Below are 16,152 nucleotides of genomic sequence, written 5' to 3'. Positions count from 1 at the left end.
TTCAAAATTTGTCCGTAATTTTGTCCGTGTACGCAAAAACGTCCGCAAATAATTATGGCTACAATTAACTTTTATTTGGACAAACCTGACAAAAAAGGATTTGCGCCAATTCATTTAAGAATAAACTGCAATGGAAGTCAAGTTAAGGTTTCAACTGGACAGAAAGTCGAACCGAAAAATTTTGATAAATCAAAACAGAAAGCAACTGGATTGACTGTAGAATCTCATGAAATCAATCATTATTTGGATTTTTTAAGAGAAAGAGCTGACGAGCTTTTACATCATTCTAATAAAAAGACTTTTATTCAAAACGAAGTTAAACGCATCTTAAATGAACATATCGAAAACTACAAAGAAAACAATTATGTAAACATTGTTAAAGAACAAGTTTCACTTTACGGAAAACCATTCACTTTCGTTGATTTATTTGCTGGTGCTGGTGGATTTAGTGAAGGGTTTTTGCAAGCTGAATATAATAACAAATATTTTGATTTTGTTTTGGCGAATGATATAAATGAGAATTGTGAATTAACGCATGTTGTCCGCTACAATCATCAATTGGGGTTAGATGCGGAATTTTTAAAGCAAGACATTACAGAACCAGATTTTTTGGACAACTTATTGAAAAAAATTAATGGGAGAAAAATCGATGTGGTTTGTGGTGGTCCTCCATGTCAAAGTTTTAGTCTTGCAGGAAAAAGAAAAAAATTCGACAAGAAGGATGACCTTTTTTTTCACTATTTAGAAGTAATAAAGGTTTTACAACCCAAATACTTTGTTATGGAAAATGTCAAAGGAATTTTAACTAAAGAAAAAGGAAAAATTAAAGAGCTGGTTCTTAAAGAAATAAACTCTATAGTCGATATTAAAGAAATTCCTCAACTGATCTTGTTTATTAATAAAATCCGGAAAGAGTCAAATTCTTTTCTTTGTGATGCGCTTATTAAAAGAGTAGAACTTGAAAAACTACTTGAAAAGGATAAAGAAATCGGAAAGGCTGATTTCATCAATTTCGTTGAAAAAAGATTCAAAAAAATAACACCAAAAATCGCAGACTATAAAACCAGTAAGACGGACGAAAAAATCAATACAATTCGGCATGGTTTTAATCTTTTGGCGAGAGCAAAGGAATGGGATAAATTAAAGCGTGATATTATTAAAGAAAAAGACTTTTGCAATATTGACAGTGATAATTTTGTAGATGCATTTACCGATTTTTTAACCGAAATAGGCTCCGAAAATGTCATTATAAAAATTGAAAATTCATTTAAGTCTCTAAAGGTTCCATCCAATTACAAAAAAGATTGTGATGATATCATAACGGCTTTAAAAATCTACACAACATCATTTGATGAATCCATTGAGATATTAAAATCTGATTGTAATGCTAAAATGAAAAGGGAATTAGAAACTATTCTTGAAAGCATAAGACTCTATAAAATTGAACAACCATTTGTCGCTAACGCTTCAAATTATGGAGTTCCTCAAAATAGAGAAAGAGTACTTTTTATTGGTTGTCGTAAAGACCAAAAATTTATTTCTGAAATTCCTTCAACAGTTTCCGAAGAAGAGAAAGTAACTATTTTTGAAGCTTTGTACGATTTAGACTTTATTGGTAACAATCAAGAAGCTCATCGTTATGAAGAAATTGATATTTCTTCTCAATACAACGGAGTTGCAAAGGAAATGTCTAAATTACTAAAGAAAAGAAAAATTGATGGAAAACCAATTTTAAGAGGCGGAAAATCATTTGCGGAATGGTCAAGAAAAGGAAGGCTAATTGAACGCTTTAAACCTCAGACAAAACCGTTTTACGTAAGAAATACTGAAGGATTAGAGAATGGAGAAAAATTTTTCGACATACTTAATAATCACAAAACAAGTAATCAGAATGAAACCGTTATAGAAAGACTTGGAGTGATTTTAAAAAATGGTGATTATAAAAAAGCGCAACCGGAACTTAAAAAATTAAATCTAGCTACAAACAAAAGAAACTACAATGTTTTAAAACCAGACGAGCAGAGCTCTACTATAATGACCATTGCGGATGATTACATTCATTATAATTCTCCAAGGTCATTAACGGTTAGGGAAATGGCACGATTGCAATCATTTGATGATTCATTCGTCTTTCAAGGCAAACGCTCAACAGGTGGGAACAATAGAAAAACCGAAGTGCCACAATATACTTTAGTAGGTAATGCTGTCCCACCGTTATTGGCAAGGGCAGTGGCAAGCGAAATTTTAAAAAATATCAAGTGAGAAAACTAACTTACGAAGAACAAGATAGAATTAAATTACTGACCAAAAACCAAGTTTCTCTTACTTTAATAGAACCAACCGAAACCGGATTAAAAAAATCCATTATGGATGCTACTGGTTCTGTTCGTAGTTATTTGAAAAGTGAAAACATTCACGATTATGAATTGCAAAATCAAGGAACAGAAAGTAAGAGAATAATATCATCAATTATTCATACTGGTTTTAAGACTGTTAAATCGAAAGCTTCTTTATATCGTCCATCAACTAAAAATGGAGACCCAAGAATTTGGTTTTATGGTTTAAGAAAAGTGGCTGACCCAAATGACATTATTGCAATCACTTTTTACGATGATAATTTTCAAGTTTTCAATCTAACAAAATTAGATGTAAGAGAATTGATTAATTCTTCAATCCAGAATCCGTTCAAGGACTTAGTAAACGCCATAAATGCGACTGAGAATGAAGTCGCATTTGAGCTTTTGACTATGTTAAGAAAAATAGCAAGTTCAGGTCCAATTCCGTCAATGGTAGATGCGGATACTTCTGTTGGTCGAACCCTTGAAACAGCTCTCGGTATAGATATTAATTCTTCCAAACAGCCAGACTACAAAGGAATTGAACTCAAGTCATTCAGGAGCGGTAGAACAAATCGAAAAAATTTGTTTGCGCAAGTGCCTGATTGGAATTTAAGTAAGTTTAAAAGTTCAGCAGAAATTCTTGATAATTTTGGATATGAGCGTGATAACGATTTTAAGCTTTATTGTACGGTTTCGACTATTACTAGAAATTCGCAAGGTTTGAATTTAAGAGTTGATAGTGAGACTAAACTACTAATTGAAAACTCTGATAAAGCAGAAGTTGGTGATTTTGTGGTTTGGACATTAGACAAGCTTCATAAGCGATTGAAATTAAAGCACAAAGAAACATTTTGGGTAGAAGCTGAAAGCACAAGAATAAATGGAAGAGAGCATTTTCAGTATAAGTTAGTAGAACATACTAAAAAGCCAATTACATCTCAATTTGATTTATTAATTGAGCAAGGAATTATAACCCTTGACCATTTGATTAAGAGAAATGCGAAAGGTAAAGTAGTAGAGAAAGGGCCGCTTTTTAAAATTAAGCCTAGAGGCATTGAACTTTTATTTCCGCCAAGTGAAAGTTATTATTTATTGGATAATTAAAAAGAAATCCGTAGAATAACAATCACATCAAAAACCCGTCAACAGCCTCAGTAGGTTTGGGGATGTTGGTGTCGTCTATCATTTGGCGTAGGTCTATTTCGATACCTCGGGCAATGGCGGTGATGGGTACGTCGTTATAGGTGCCTTCGAAAGGGTTTTCGCTATAGTCGCCTATTTTTTCCATTAGAAAGAACACCCAGATAATGATGCCAGAAATGATCGGGCCCATCCAATACATCCACCCCAGGGTGGGGTTAAATATTTCCAAGAGTCCGAAAGGGACAAAAGCACAAAACACAATGGTAAGCCAATAGGCGGTAGAGGCATACTGCCGTGGAAACGGAAAGTTTTTAATACGCTCGCTCTTGCCTTGGTCTTCGTAAAAGGTTTGTATGAGGTGGTGAAATTCCATATGGCGAAAATCCTCAAAATGTTGGGCGTCTCGCAACTCCTGTAAGCGTTGTGACTGAAGCCGCAGAATCTGTGTGGCGCGGTTGGAGTAGGTGTCCAGTTCGTTTTGTTCAGCTTCTGTAAGGAAATGCGACAGGTCGTTATGAACGGCCTGATCGTAATCGGCACAGACATCGGCGAAATAGAGTTTTTTGATTCGCTCTTCGGTGTGTTCCCAGGGGCGGGCCAGACGTAGCTGGTGGCGTAGGGCGATGAGCCACGCAATGTGCCGGTAGATGAGCTCTTTCTTTATTTCGGCATGGTTGTCGCCTTGCACAAAGGAGACCACGGCAGCGCCAAACGTTCGACTGTTGTTTACCATACTTCCCCATATTTTTCGGGCTTCCCAGGTACGATCGTAGGAGCTGTTGTTCTTAAAACCCAGATAAAAGGCCACGGCAATACCTATAAGCCCCAGGGGTTGCCAGGGCAGGTAAAAGCGAAAATCGATAAAGTAAAACAGGAAAAAAAGGATCCCAGCATATAAGAGTCCGACGAGCAGTGGTTTTTTAGACCAGTTAAGTGTCATAAAAAACCCGTAGTTGCGTTTGGTGTACATAGTTTTATGTGTTAGTTCTGCTAAAGTTACATATAAATTGAATGTAATTTAAAGAATTGGTAACTGTGCCTTTATTGTTCGGGCAGGGATAGCAGTGGAAATCCCGCAGCCGCCGCGTCGGTGAGGAATTGTAGCGTATAGCCCGGTGCTGCTTTTTTTGGCAGCAGCCCGCCAAAACCACAAATACCTGCTATCAACTCATTAAATACTGCTATCATCTAAACTAATGTTAAGCCTGTAGGGTTTGGAACAATTATTGACTACTTTTGTGTAACAAATAATTGAAGTACAACCTTCCTTAATTTAAGGAAACAATAATTATATAAGATGGCTTTAGAAATAACAGACGCAACATTTGAAGAAACAGTATTAAAAAGTGACAAGCCTGTAGTGGTAGACTTTTGGGCAGCTTGGTGCGGGCCTTGCCGTATGGTAGGACCAGTAATAGACGAGCTAAGCAAAGACTACGAAGGTAAAGCAGTGGTAGGAAAGGTAGATGTAGATGCTAACCAAGAATTTGCTGCGAAATACGGAGTGCGTAATATTCCAACAGTGTTAGTTTTTAATAACGGTGAATTGGTTGGACGCCAAGTAGGTGTTGCTCCTAAAAATGTATACGCAGAAGCAATTGACGGATTATTAAACTAATCTTCTGTAACTAAAATTGAGAGAGGCTTGGCAGATTGTCAGGCCTTTTTTTGTTGAATAGTAAGCCTCAATAGTTGAAGATTGATGGTGTGCAGATATGAAGATGCTCATCTTGTTTTTTGCTATTCAAAATCCTTATATTTGAAGATAACGAATAAAAATAAATGACTGCCGTCTGGCGGGCTCGATTATGGAAAAGAAACAAAAAGCACAAGATAGAATAGATCACCAACAACTTGAAGACCGCACCATTTTTTTATGGGGTATGGTAGACGACAAAAGTGCGCGCCATGTGGTAGATAGACTGTTGTATTTAGACAGTGTTAGTCACGATGAAATTAAATTATATATTAATAGTCCTGGTGGGTACGTAACCTCGGGATTTAGTATGTATGATACCATTAAACAAATTAAAAGTCCGGTGTCTACTATTTGCACGGGATTGGCTGCAAGTATGGGAAGTATTTTACTTTCGGTAGGTGAAAAGGGAAGACGTTTTATACAGCCACATGCGCGCGTGATGATTCATCAGCCAAGTGGTGGTGCACGTGGTCCAGCAAGCGATATTGAGATTACTGCACAAGAAATTTTAAAGACAAAAGAGATTAGCGCACGTATTTTGGCTGATAACTGTGGTCAGGATTTCGATAAGGTACTCAAAGACTTTAACCGCGACCACTGGATGGATGCTGAGGAGAGTGTAAAGTATGGAATTGTTGATGGGGTACTTTCGTAGTGTGGAGTGAGGCGTGAAGAAGATACACTATGAATCATAAAGAGATGGACGTTTGGAAAACTATTAATCGGTATACGAAACGATTTGTAATACAATAATTCGCACTTCACAGCTCACCAAACAAAATGGATATAGAAAAACAAATAAACGAAATCACGGGCTTTAAAAACCTCGAGCTTCTTGCTACTCAGGTGGTAGAGGGTTTCATTTCTGGGTTGCATAAGAGTCCGTTTCATGGTTTTTCTGCGGAATTTGCTGAGCATAAAATTTACAACAACGGCGAGAGTACCAAACACATAGATTGGAAACTCTACGCTAAAACAGATAAGTTGTATACAAAACGCTATGAGGAAGAGACCAACCTAAGATGTCATCTTATTATAGACAATAGTAGCTCGATGCATTATCCAATGTTAAAGGAGCAAGGAATTAATTCTTTGAATAAGATTGGCTTCTCGGTTTTAGCCAGTGCTGCCATTATGAATTTACTGAAACGGCAACGCGATGCGGTGGGAATGAGCATTTATAGTGATGGGTACGACTTCTATTCTAACGAAAAAGGAAGTGAACGACACCACCAAATGTTATTACAACATTTAAATAATGCAATATTACAATTACGTAAGGAGGTAAAGACAAGGACGTACACGCATCTACATTTAATTGCTGAAAAATTAAAGCGTCGTAGTTTGGTATTTTTGTTTACAGATATGTTTCAGGATGATGCTGAAGAAGAAAAGTTGTTTGAAGCATTACAGCATTTAAAATACAATAAACATGAGGTAGTGTTGTTTCATACGTTTGATAAAAGTAAGGAGTTGTCGTTCGATTTTAACAATAGACCACGACGTTTTGTAGATGTAGAAACAGGAGAACATATAAACTTATATGCAGACAATGTTAAAGAAACATACGAGCATGCTGTAAAGACCTATTTCGATACGTTAAAGTTGAAGTGCGGGCAGTATCGTATAAAATACATTCAAGCCGATGTTAATGCGGGTTTTAATAAAATTCTAACTACATATTTAGTAGAACGTCAGAAGTTTGGATGAGACAGTAGTTACGCTGAATAAAAAAAATGATTTTTTTAAAAAAAATAGTTTGTGGAATTGAAAAGGAGGTGTATATTTGCCCTCGCTAATAGCAATATTAGTCAAGACAAGCTTTTAAAGTCTTTAAAATAGTAGCACGGTCTGGTAGTTCAGTTGGTTAGAATACCTGCCTGTCACGCAGGGGGTCGCGAGTTCGAGTCTCGTCCAGACCGCAATTAAAATGTTGTGTTGTCCGCCTAAGGCGGATGTGGTTTAGAAATAGACCGATGAGAAGCTTTATCAGCCTGCGGCTGATGGGCTTTTTTTGTTTTTAGTGGTTTTCTGCTATTCTTTAGCCATTTCTAGGCTGTAATTTGAGTTGCAATCAATTCTTTATGAGGTTGCTATTTTCTAGAAAATAATTTTAACAAAACTTTCTTGTAAGATTTTACGTATATCTTCTCGTCATGTAATATTTTTGTTTATCTCCATAAACCCCAAATTTATGAACGAAACTAGTCTCTCTAATGAAGAGCATATGGTCAATAACCTCGAACCTAAAATTTATACAAAATTACTTGCTGCATTAAAATCTGGAATTTGGCATTTTAATTTTCAAACGCAAGAAGTTGCATTAGATACCTCATTTTTTGATGTTATCGGATTTGACTCTGATACCGTTCCTGTACAGAAAATTCAGGACGTTATTAGATTGGTACATCCAAGAGAACAACAACAATTCGATTTCTTGTTCGCGCCCGATTTTAAAACTTTTCCTGTGAAGTTTTCATTTGAGTTTAGAATTCTTCACAAAGAAAAAAAGTGGATTTGGTTAGAGAATCATTGTGAAATTATTGCTGACAATGATGAAAAATTGCCAAAGAAATTAACCGGATTTGTGCAAGATGTTACAGAGCGTAAAGAAAATGAACTACTCTCAATTAAATATGAAGATTTACTAAGAAAAACAAATGAAGCTGCTTCTATCGGTACTTGGGAAGTCGATTTAGTAGCCAATGAAATTAGCTGGAGTGACGTAACCAAACAGATTCATGAAGTAGCTCCTAATTACAAACCTGAATTAGCTACAGGTATTAATTTTTACAAAGAAGGTTTACATCGTACAAAAATCACTGAACTGTTTGAGACGTGTGTCGCTAAAGGAAGGGGCTTTGATGATGAGTTCTTAATTGAGACCAATACAGGTAAGGAAAAATGGGTTCGCTCTATTGGTATAGCCGTGATGGAGAAGGGAGTCTGTACAAAAGTGTACGGGGTTTTTCAAGACATTGATGATAAAACAAGAGCCTTAGAACGACTTGCTAAAGCTGAAGAAAAATTTAGACAAACGTTTGATTTTGCAGGAGTTGGACTTGCTATGGTGGGGATGGACACTAACTGGATTAGAGTTAATCAAAGCCTTTGCGCTATGTTGGGATATACCATGGAAGAATTTCTTCAATTAACCTATCTTGATTTTACGCATCCTGACGATTTAGAGGCCGATAAAGTTTTATTCTCACAAGCCTTAGAAGGGAACATTGGAGATTATAAAACTGAAAAGCGCTATCTACACAAAAATGGCAAAGTAATTTGGACAATATTGACAGTCTCATTAGTGCGTGACGAAAACGGAGAACCGCTTCATTTTTTATCCCAAGTCAATAATATTTCAAAAATAAAAAGGGCAGAAAATAAGGTTAAAGAATTATTAGAGATTACAAAAGACCAAAACGATCGGTTATTAAACTTTGCGCATATTGTATCTCACAATTTAAGATCGCATTCTGGGAATTTAGAAATGTTATTAGGTCTCATTAAAATGGATAACCCAGAAATTTCAGAATTAGAATTGTTTCCATTACTAGAAAGCGCGGTAAGTCAGCTTGGAGAAACAGTGCATAATTTAAATGAAGTGGCTGTTTTAAATACAAAAACTGAGCTTAACCTTGAAAACCTTAACCTAAGTGACTATGTAAATAAGGCAATAGCTAATATAAATACCTTGGTCTTAGATAACTCTGTGAAACTTGAAAATAGAGTAGATAGTGCAATAATGGTATCTGCAATCCCGGCATACCTAGACAGTATCATCCTAAACTTTCTTACCAATGCCATAAAATACCAGTCAAATGAACGAATTCCAGAAATAGTTGTTGAAGCTATTAAAGAAAAGAATTTTATTAAGATGAGTATTAAAGATAATGGCTTAGGAATCGATTTAGATGCTCATGGTAAAAAACTATTTGGAATGTACAAAACATTTCATAAACACGAAGACTCAAGAGGCTTGGGCTTGTTTATTACAAGAAATCAAATTGAAGCGATGGGTGGAAAAGTTGATGTTGCTAGCGAAGTGAATAGAGGAACAACATTTTTTATATATTTACTTAATGAAGAAAATTGATTTAGCTTGTATCGTAGATGACGACCCAATTTTTGTCTACGGAGCAAAAAGAATGCTTGAACTTGCAAATTTTTGTAATGGATTCTTGATATTCCATAACGGACACGACGCTTTATTCAAGTTAAAAGCCTTAATTGAATCTAAAGAAGAACTCCCAGATCTTATATTATTGGATTTAAATATGCCTATTATGGATGGGTGGCAATTTCTTGATAATTTTACAAAAATTAAAGTAGAAAAAGAGATAATCATCTACATTGTAAGCTCTTCAATAGATCCTATTGATATTGAAAAATCTAAAACGTACGCTTCGGTCAGTAATTTTGTTGTAAAGCCTATTACGTTCGATAAGATAATAGAGCTAATGCAAGAAATAACAGCACATTAATATAGCGCAAAATTTTCGAATTTGCGTAAAACATAAAGCCTCACTGCATGGTATGCGTGAGGCTTTTTTTATTGTGAAAAGATACTGGGGCGCTCTTATTTACCTGTCGTTCCGTACACTTCTAATACAAGCGGTTTTTTCTCTTGGTTAACTCTTAGTTTAATCTTTTCTCTGAATTTACCCGCGCTTCTTGCAGTATACTCAACAATTATTTCTCCAGACCCCCCAGGCTTTATGGCACGTTTAGGTAGTAAAACAGTAATGTTTTCACTGCCTCCCTTATGGGTAGAAATTACTAAAGGCTCAGTTCCATCGTTTATAAATGGAAAGGCCACTTTTTCTTTTACCCCTTGTTTAACCATTCCCATGTCTGTTGAGTTAAATTTTACTTTGCAAGGCCACCCTTCGTAGAATTGGGCGTTTGCTGTGGTTGTCAATAATACAGTCGTTAAGAGTAAAATTAAAGTTCTCATAATTATATGGTTTACTTCAAAAGTAGTCTTTTGACTGCCATTGGTGGTACAGAATTCTATTAGCAATGAAAATTGTATGAATTCATATAAAATTGTTTCTAGAGCCTCCTGTTTTTACAATTGTTTACCTTTTCATCTTTATTTTAAGTAAATTCTTATACACTCACCTAAAATTCGTTACAGATAAACGAAAACGTATTTTCAGAAGTGGGTATAATTTGGTCAACTCAAGTGTTGCGCGTACTTTCGTGGTGTAGAAAGAAAGAAGATGCCGATAATATTAGTTTTGGATGTAATTTTTTTTGAAATTATATTGGTTAGTTTGAATCCCTTTAGAGCTTTGCTTTAAAGGGATTTTAAATTTTATTCTCCTTGGCATTCTGTATCTTTATACTTCTAAATTATACTAACATTATGCTTGCTGAAATCATTAAAAATCGAAGATCCATCTACCCAGATGCCTATACAAACCAACCCATAACCAAATCTACTGTTCAAACCATCTTGGATGCAGCAAATTGGGCCCCCACCCATAAAAAAACTGAACCTTGGCGTTTTAAGGTATTTCATTCTGAAAGTTCCCGAGAACAACTTTCTGCATTCTTAGGGGAAGCATATGTAAAGATGGTGGAGAATCCTTCAGACTTTAAACGAAAAAAAATAGAACAAAAAGCAGTACAATCTGGTTGCGTGATTGCTATATGCATGCAACGAGATCCAGATGCGCGAATTCCAGAATGGGAAGAAATAGCTTCGGTTGCTATGGCGGTTCAAAATATGTGGCTTACAGCACATCATTTAAATATTGGCGCTTACTGGAGTTCTCCTGGGCTGATTAAGCTATTTGGAGAACACGTTGCTTTAGCAGAGGGAGAGCGTTGTATCGGATTTTTCTACATGGGTTATTTTAATGACAATAGTCTAATTGGTATACGAAATACACCTATAGAAGACAAAATACAATGGATATAGTATTTCTAAAAGAATAAATCCCAATTTACCGCGAGCTTATAAAAGAACAATCCTAGATAAACTAAGGTTGCAAAGAATTTCATAAACGTGGAAGCTAAAAACCCAAGAAAAGATCCAAAGGCCGCTTTAATGGCGGTCTTTCCTTCTGTCTGATTAAAGATTAACTCTCCAAGCAGTGCCCCTAAAAACGGACAAATAAGTATGGCAAATGGGAAGGGAGCAAATAAGCCTACAAGTAACCCGATGGTGGTCCCCCAAGCACCCGCTTTACTTCCACCAAATTTTTTGGTCCCAATAGCAGGGATGATATAGTCTAAAATATACAAGGCAATAGCCACGACTCCTGTAATGACAATAAAAACCCAATCAAAGGGTAATGAAGGTGATAGGTAAAGACAAATTAGTCCGAGCCAACTCACAGGCACACCAGGCAATACAGGAAGAAAACTCCCAGCAATACCAGCCAGCATAAAGACCAACCCGAGTACAATTAATAATATATCCATAGCAAGATGTTAGACATCAAAAATAAAGCTATGTTACATTTTTGTAACTAAAAAATTAGTTAAACTAAATATTTAGTTGTAAGTTTGTTGCTGTAGTCTTGTAAAACACAAAATATTTAAGGTATCATGAAACAATTAACAAAAGCAGAAGAAGATATCATGCAGGTGCTATGGGATCTAGGTGAAGCTAATGTGGCGGCAGTAATCGATGAGCTCCCAGAACCTAAACCTGCTTATAATACGGTAAGCACAATTGTGCGCATTTTAGAGAGTAAAGACTTTGTAGATTATCGAAAGGAGGGTCGCGGACATATTTATTTTCCAAAGGTTGCAAAGACGGCTTATAGCCATCAGTCTATGAACAAATTAGTAGATGGGTATTTTCAAGGCTCTTTTAAAAGCATGGTCTCTTTTTTTATGAAAAAGAACGACATAAGTATTCAAGAACTAGAGAGTATCATGGGTGAAATCAATAAAAAAGAGAACTCATGATACATTATATTCTCCAAGTTATCTTGTTTCAGCTACTGTTTTTGGTGGTGTACGATTTATTTCTAAAAAAAGAAACGTTTTTCAACTACAATAGGTTGTATTTACTTGGCACTTCAATATTGAGTTTTGTAATTCCTTTTCTGAAATTTGAAGCCATTCAACAAACCATACCGCAAGAATATCGCGTGCAATTACCAGCAATTTTAATAGGAAATAGTACCTCAGAGGCTTCTTTAGCAACCTCGGTTATGTTAGATGAGGTAGTCGTGCAACAGCCAACTTTTTCTTGGACCACCATCGTTTTGCTACTTTACGGTTTGGGTGTTCTCTTCTCAATCGTTGTTTTTGCACTAAAACTTCGGAAACTTTACAAACTGAAAAAATTAGCCACTCAAGAAAGTTTCGGCAACTACACAGTTGCTACAATCCCTAATTCTGAAGCCGCTTTTACATATCTAAAAACCGTTTTTTTAGGGGCTAAAATTTCCGAAGAACAAAAAAATTATATACTTCAACATGAGCTAGTACACGTACAACAAAGACACACCTTAGATTTACTCTTTTTTGAACTGTTAAGAATTGTATTTTGGTTTAATCCGTTAGTGTACATCACTCAAATTAAATTGCAGGTTTTGCACGAGTATACAGCAGATAGAATTGTAGCCTCAAAAGACAAAGCCGAATACTACCAAAGCCTACTGCAAGAAGTATTTAGAACTACAACCGTGTCATTTATTAATACATTTTATAAATCATCAATAATCAAAAATCGAATCGTTATGTTACAAAAAACAAATTCTAAAAAAATCGTTCAACTAAAGTATTTACTTATCATTCCAGCCGTTTGCGCCATGTTGTTTTATACGTCATGTTCTAATGAAAAGTCTGAAGAATTGTCTGAAGAGGCAAATCTAACCATGCAAACAGATTCTGAAGTAATGCAAAAAATTAATGAGCTCTCTGAGGCGATCATGAAAAAAGGATCAATATCTGACGAGGAAGCAAAAGCGCTTAAGTTTTTAGCAACTGAAGCCAACGAAGGGGATAAAATTTATACCTCCGTTCAGGAATATTTAGATGATACCCAAAAGTCTTTACTGTCTATGAAAGACCTTACCAAAGTACCTACATATCCGGGCTGTTCAGGTTCTAATGAGGAATTAAAAAAGTGTATGGCACAAGGAATAGCTACTTTTGTCATGGAGAACTTTAATCAAGACATTAGTAAGGATTCAAAAATCTCGGGAAAACAACGAATAGTTGTTATGTTTGAAATTGATAAAAATGGAGCGGTTGTACATCCAAAGGCAAAGGCAGCACACGCTTCTCTTGAACAAGAAGCTATTCGTGTAGTTTCTAAATTGCCGAAGATGATTCCGGGAGAGCATGATGGAAAAAGCGTAGGAGTACAGTACACGCTCCCTATTATTTTTAAAATAAATGAATAAATTTTTAATCGTATGTATAGTAAGTATCACTATTGCCAAAGCCAATGCTCAAAATGCATTGGCTATTGGCGATAGTTTGTATTCGCTCGGAAATTATAATGCTGCAATTACTCAATACAAGCAAACAACGGGTGCAGAAGATAAAATAGCACGCGCATATAAAGCAGTTGGTAATAATGCGATGGCAATACAGTATTATAAAAAACACCTCGAAAATGAAAAAACTGACGTGTTGAGCAGCTATAACTACGGAAAATTACTGCTTTCGGCCAATCGATTTAAGCAAGCAGATAGTTTATTTGAAGTGTTGAGTAAAGCAAATCCTAAAAACCCAGAATTTTATTATCAGTTAGGCCTCGCAAAAGAAAAACAAAAAGATTCTATTGCTTTTATAAAATACCTTCAGGCACTCACCAACGATAAAAATCACCAGAATGCGTTGTTTAAAGTAGCAAAAATTCAGGCCGAAAGACGAAACTTTAATGAAGCCATGATGAATATTGAGCGCGGTCTAAAAGTAGATTCTGAAAGTGTTCGGTTTTTAAACTTAAAAGCGCTCATTGCATATGTGAATAAAAGCTATCACTTGGCAGCAGATACGTATGAAAAACTGATAGACCTAAATCAGAGCAATGAACGCCTGCACGAAAATTTGGCAGTATCCTACAATCAAACCAACCGCTTTGAACAAGCCATAAGCCAATACGCAATTCTTATTAATGAATACGACGATAAAAATCCTTCTTGGCATTTCAGTATTGCCAAAAATTACGAAGCGTTACGTTATTTAGACAAAGCGCAACACCATTTTGAAATTGCCATAGCCTTGCAGGATCTTCCGTTAGATAAATCGTATGTGGCATTGGCTTCTGTTTATAAAAAGCAAAAAGATTATAAAAATCAGTTTTCGGTGTTACAAAAAGCGGTGCGGGAGAATTCTAACAACCAACGTGCACTGTATTTGTTGGCGACCGCAGCCGATAACTATTTTGTAGACGACGCTGTGGTACTTCCTTATTATGAAAAATACCTAGCAATCTTTGGAGAGCAAGGAAACTATACAGAACACGCCAAACAACGCATTAAAGACCTTAAAACAGATATTCATTTTAACAAGAATTAATGAATTGCGATACATGTAATTTGTACGGTCGTTTACAGTTTTGAAATAGTAACTAGAGGCAATACCCTAAAAATTTGTACTTTCGGTGGGTAGTTACCCCGTATGAAACGTTTCAGTTTACTTTTATGTAGTTTTTTATGCCTCTCCTGCCAATATTTTGATACGGAAAAAATCTCTGCGGAAACTTTCTACCAAGAAGAGCTAAAGACCATAGATTGGGCAGAGGTAGATAGATACCCTGCATTTGCTGCATGCGACACACTTTCAGAAAAACCCTCACAGAAAGATTGTTTTGAAGCAGAACTAGGCGCTTACTTGAGACAAACTATTGTAAATCAGAAAATAGAGGCTGTAAAAGACATTCACGATACCATTGTGGTACATTTTTCTATTTCAGAAAAAGCAATAATTTCTGTACAATCCATTAAAATGGATAGTGTGTTAGTGCGAGAATTTCCGCATTTAAAAGATACACTTCAGCGAGATCTAGATGCCACAAAACTCATAGCACCTGCCTATAAAAGAGGAGTGCCTGTTATCACTACCTTTACATTGCCTATTGTGGTGCTAACAGATGAGCTATAAATTAAATTTGTAGCCCAAGGTAAAGTCTACCGGAAATTCGCCATTGCTATCAATTCCTAACCCTACAATATCATTGTAATTAAAAAAGAGATATCCATTTCCAAGGGCGTAATCGGCTCCAAGGCCAAAAATACCATGAGCGGTAAAGTCTCCACCAGAACTAGATTCTAGAACTACAGTGCCATCTGCAAGTGCTACCGGAAAATCGTTTCGGGTAGAATAGGTGTAACTCACAAATTTGGTATTTAGAAAGATGTCTAATTTGTCAGATTTTACAAATTTTAATCGGTAGTTCAACGAAAACTGAGAGGCATTATAATCGTAATCACTATTCCCAAAAGTTTGTTCAAACCGAAGCACAACAGCATGACGTTTTAATTTAACTTCATCTATTAGTTCTAAATCAATACCAGCCAATGGAAGGAGGTTGTTTCCTGGGTTTTGCGTAAAAATACTATTGCTAATTCCGGCAAAAGCTCCAAGGCGAAGCCCAATTTTTATGGTAGAACGGTTTGCTGTAAAATTAGGGTCAACTTGTTTATTATATGTTTCTGTAAAATTTCGTAAACTGGCAAGCGTAAGATCTACATTATTGGTAGAAACGGCATTGTCTGAGGTTAAGAGTTGTAACGCTTCTCTAAATTCTTCTTGATAACTACCATTAACTTTAGTGTTTTTAAGTTCGGTAATTGCAGTGCCCTTTTTGGCAAAATATCGGTACTCACCGTCAATGGTATTCCATAGTAGGGTTAATGTTCCGTCTACTTCAGTTTTTAGGGTGTAGGTTTGTCCCTCAACTTGGTAGGTTTCTTGAGCAAAACTTTGAGCGTGTAGCGCCAATAACAAGCTCATAATAACTAAGATGCGTTTCATAGTAGGTAGATTTTG

Annotated in this window: 17 protein-coding genes and 1 tRNA gene; 13 read left to right on the top strand and 5 right to left on the bottom strand. The window is 35.9% G+C overall.

Annotated features, from left to right (window positions below; all coding sequences use genetic code 11):
- The first annotated feature begins 54 nt into the window (after positions 1–54).
- Entirely contained in the window at positions 55–2,262 is a 2,208-nt protein-coding gene (dcm, locus tag G5B37_RS07865) for a DNA (cytosine-5-)-methyltransferase (RefSeq protein ID WP_164679494.1), read from the top strand.
- Positions 2,259–3,443, top strand: coding sequence for an MvaI/BcnI restriction endonuclease family protein (locus tag G5B37_RS07860; RefSeq protein WP_164679493.1), 1,185 nt, complete (start codon positions 2,259–2,261; stop codon positions 3,441–3,443). Before dcm ends, G5B37_RS07860 begins: the two co-directional genes overlap by 4 nt.
- Positions 3,444–3,465: 22 nt before the next feature.
- Here the strand turns inward: G5B37_RS07860 and G5B37_RS07855 are convergent, their stop codons facing one another.
- Both G5B37_RS07855 and G5B37_RS07850 read right to left on the bottom strand, forming a co-directional pair.
- Entirely contained in the window at positions 3,466–4,452 is a 987-nt protein-coding gene (locus tag G5B37_RS07855; RefSeq protein WP_164679492.1) for a bestrophin family protein, read from the bottom strand.
- A gap of 71 nt (positions 4,453–4,523) precedes the next feature.
- Positions 4,524–4,670, bottom strand: a complete 147-nt coding sequence (locus G5B37_RS07850) for a hypothetical protein (protein WP_164679491.1) — start codon at positions 4,668–4,670, stop codon at positions 4,524–4,526.
- 109 nt (positions 4,671–4,779) lie between these two features.
- On the opposite strand from G5B37_RS07850, the gene trxA reads away from it, so the two are divergent.
- The 6 genes from trxA (at position 4,780) to G5B37_RS07820 (ending at position 9,665) form a co-directional block, all read left to right on the top strand.
- Complete coding sequence (trxA, locus tag G5B37_RS07845; protein ID WP_164679490.1) at positions 4,780–5,100, top strand: thioredoxin; 321 nt, start codon at positions 4,780–4,782, stop codon at positions 5,098–5,100.
- Between the two features lie 190 nt (positions 5,101–5,290).
- A complete protein-coding gene (locus G5B37_RS07840; protein ID WP_175017405.1) occupies positions 5,291–5,836 on the top strand; it encodes a ClpP family protease in 546 nt (181 codons plus the stop codon).
- A gap of 125 nt (positions 5,837–5,961) precedes the next feature.
- Positions 5,962–6,891 carry a DUF58 domain-containing protein gene (locus G5B37_RS07835; RefSeq protein WP_164679489.1) on the top strand — a complete coding sequence of 310 codons (930 nt, stop codon included), beginning with the start codon at positions 5,962–5,964 and terminating at the stop codon, positions 6,889–6,891.
- Positions 6,892–7,029: 138 nt separating this feature from the next.
- Positions 7,030–7,103, top strand: a tRNA-Asp gene (locus G5B37_RS07830).
- A gap of 272 nt (positions 7,104–7,375) precedes the next feature.
- Entirely contained in the window at positions 7,376–9,277 is a 1,902-nt protein-coding gene (locus tag G5B37_RS07825) for a sensor histidine kinase (RefSeq protein WP_164679488.1), read from the top strand.
- Positions 9,264–9,665: a response regulator gene (locus G5B37_RS07820; RefSeq protein ID WP_164679487.1), complete on the top strand. Its 402-nt coding sequence runs from the start codon at positions 9,264–9,266 to the stop codon at positions 9,663–9,665. Before G5B37_RS07825 ends, G5B37_RS07820 begins: the two co-directional genes overlap by 14 nt.
- A 95-nt stretch (positions 9,666–9,760) precedes the next feature.
- On the opposite strand, the gene G5B37_RS07815 is transcribed toward G5B37_RS07820, so the two are convergent.
- Entirely contained in the window at positions 9,761–10,138 is a 378-nt protein-coding gene (locus tag G5B37_RS07815; protein ID WP_164679486.1) for a DUF1573 domain-containing protein, read from the bottom strand.
- Positions 10,139–10,552: 414 nt separating this feature from the next.
- Here G5B37_RS07815 and G5B37_RS07810 point away from each other — a divergent pair, with 414 nt between their 5' ends.
- Entirely contained in the window at positions 10,553–11,110 is a 558-nt protein-coding gene (locus G5B37_RS07810; RefSeq protein ID WP_164679485.1) for a nitroreductase family protein, read from the top strand.
- Between the two features lie 5 nt (positions 11,111–11,115).
- On the opposite strand, the gene G5B37_RS07805 is transcribed toward G5B37_RS07810, so the two are convergent.
- Positions 11,116–11,616, bottom strand: coding sequence for a DUF456 domain-containing protein (locus G5B37_RS07805; RefSeq protein ID WP_164679484.1), 501 nt, complete (start codon positions 11,614–11,616; stop codon positions 11,116–11,118).
- Between the two features lie 126 nt (positions 11,617–11,742).
- Between G5B37_RS07805 and G5B37_RS07800 the strand changes: the two genes are divergently transcribed.
- The 4 genes from G5B37_RS07800 (at position 11,743) to G5B37_RS07785 (ending at position 15,264) form a co-directional block, all read left to right on the top strand.
- Complete coding sequence (locus G5B37_RS07800; protein ID WP_164679483.1) at positions 11,743–12,108, top strand: BlaI/MecI/CopY family transcriptional regulator; 366 nt, start codon at positions 11,743–11,745, stop codon at positions 12,106–12,108.
- Positions 12,105–13,556, top strand: coding sequence for a M56 family metallopeptidase (locus tag G5B37_RS07795; protein ID WP_164679482.1), 1,452 nt, complete (start codon positions 12,105–12,107; stop codon positions 13,554–13,556). Before G5B37_RS07800 ends, G5B37_RS07795 begins: the two co-directional genes overlap by 4 nt.
- Positions 13,549–14,679: a tetratricopeptide repeat protein gene (locus G5B37_RS07790; protein WP_164679481.1), complete on the top strand. Its 1,131-nt coding sequence runs from the start codon at positions 13,549–13,551 to the stop codon at positions 14,677–14,679. The genes G5B37_RS07795 and G5B37_RS07790 overlap by 8 nt, the downstream gene beginning before the upstream one ends.
- Before the next feature lie 102 nt (positions 14,680–14,781).
- On the top strand, positions 14,782–15,264 hold the full coding sequence (locus G5B37_RS07785) for a protein kinase family protein (RefSeq protein WP_164679480.1): 483 nt from the start codon (positions 14,782–14,784) through the stop codon (positions 15,262–15,264).
- Here G5B37_RS07785 and G5B37_RS07780 read toward each other — a convergent pair.
- Positions 15,259–16,137 carry a hypothetical protein gene (locus G5B37_RS07780; protein WP_164679479.1) on the bottom strand — a complete coding sequence of 293 codons (879 nt, stop codon included), beginning with the start codon at positions 16,135–16,137 and terminating at the stop codon, positions 15,259–15,261. The genes G5B37_RS07785 and G5B37_RS07780 overlap by 6 nt on opposite strands.
- Positions 16,138–16,152 lie beyond the last annotated feature (15 nt).

Source organism: Rasiella rasia (assembly GCF_011044175.1).
Classification (GTDB): Bacteria; Bacteroidota; Bacteroidia; order Flavobacteriales; family Flavobacteriaceae; genus Marinirhabdus; species Marinirhabdus rasia.
Note: the sequence above shows the minus strand (reverse complement) of the source record. Positions and strands in the feature narration are given on the sequence as shown.

Bases quoted from the DNA above. Each gene is read 5' to 3' on its own strand.
- G5B37_RS07790 (WP_164679481.1), top strand. From the start codon at position 13,549: ATGAATAAATTTTTAATCGTATGTATAGTAAGTATCACTATTGCCAAA.
- G5B37_RS07825 (WP_164679488.1), top strand. From the start codon at position 7,376: ATGAACGAAACTAGTCTCTCTAATGAAGAGCATATGGTCAATAACCTC.
- G5B37_RS07810 (WP_164679485.1), top strand. From the start codon at position 10,553: ATGCTTGCTGAAATCATTAAAAATCGAAGATCCATCTACCCAGATGCC.
- G5B37_RS07835 (WP_164679489.1), top strand. From the start codon at position 5,962: ATGGATATAGAAAAACAAATAAACGAAATCACGGGCTTTAAAAACCTC.
- trxA (WP_164679490.1), top strand. From the start codon at position 4,780: ATGGCTTTAGAAATAACAGACGCAACATTTGAAGAAACAGTATTAAAA.
- G5B37_RS07795 (WP_164679482.1), top strand. From the start codon at position 12,105: ATGATACATTATATTCTCCAAGTTATCTTGTTTCAGCTACTGTTTTTG.
- G5B37_RS07785 (WP_164679480.1), top strand. From the start codon at position 14,782: ATGAAACGTTTCAGTTTACTTTTATGTAGTTTTTTATGCCTCTCCTGC.
- G5B37_RS07780 (WP_164679479.1), bottom strand. From the start codon at position 16,137: ATGAAACGCATCTTAGTTATTATGAGCTTGTTATTGGCGCTACACGCT.
- G5B37_RS07815 (WP_164679486.1), bottom strand. From the start codon at position 10,138: ATGAGAACTTTAATTTTACTCTTAACGACTGTATTATTGACAACCACA.
- G5B37_RS07820 (WP_164679487.1), top strand. From the start codon at position 9,264: ATGAAGAAAATTGATTTAGCTTGTATCGTAGATGACGACCCAATTTTT.
- G5B37_RS07805 (WP_164679484.1), bottom strand. From the start codon at position 11,616: ATGGATATATTATTAATTGTACTCGGGTTGGTCTTTATGCTGGCTGGT.
- G5B37_RS07840 (WP_175017405.1), top strand. From the start codon at position 5,291: ATGGAAAAGAAACAAAAAGCACAAGATAGAATAGATCACCAACAACTT.
- G5B37_RS07800 (WP_164679483.1), top strand. From the start codon at position 11,743: ATGAAACAATTAACAAAAGCAGAAGAAGATATCATGCAGGTGCTATGG.
- G5B37_RS07850 (WP_164679491.1), bottom strand. From the start codon at position 4,670: ATGATAGCAGTATTTAATGAGTTGATAGCAGGTATTTGTGGTTTTGGC.
- dcm (WP_164679494.1), top strand. From the start codon at position 55: ATGGCTACAATTAACTTTTATTTGGACAAACCTGACAAAAAAGGATTT.
- G5B37_RS07855 (WP_164679492.1), bottom strand. From the start codon at position 4,452: ATGTACACCAAACGCAACTACGGGTTTTTTATGACACTTAACTGGTCT.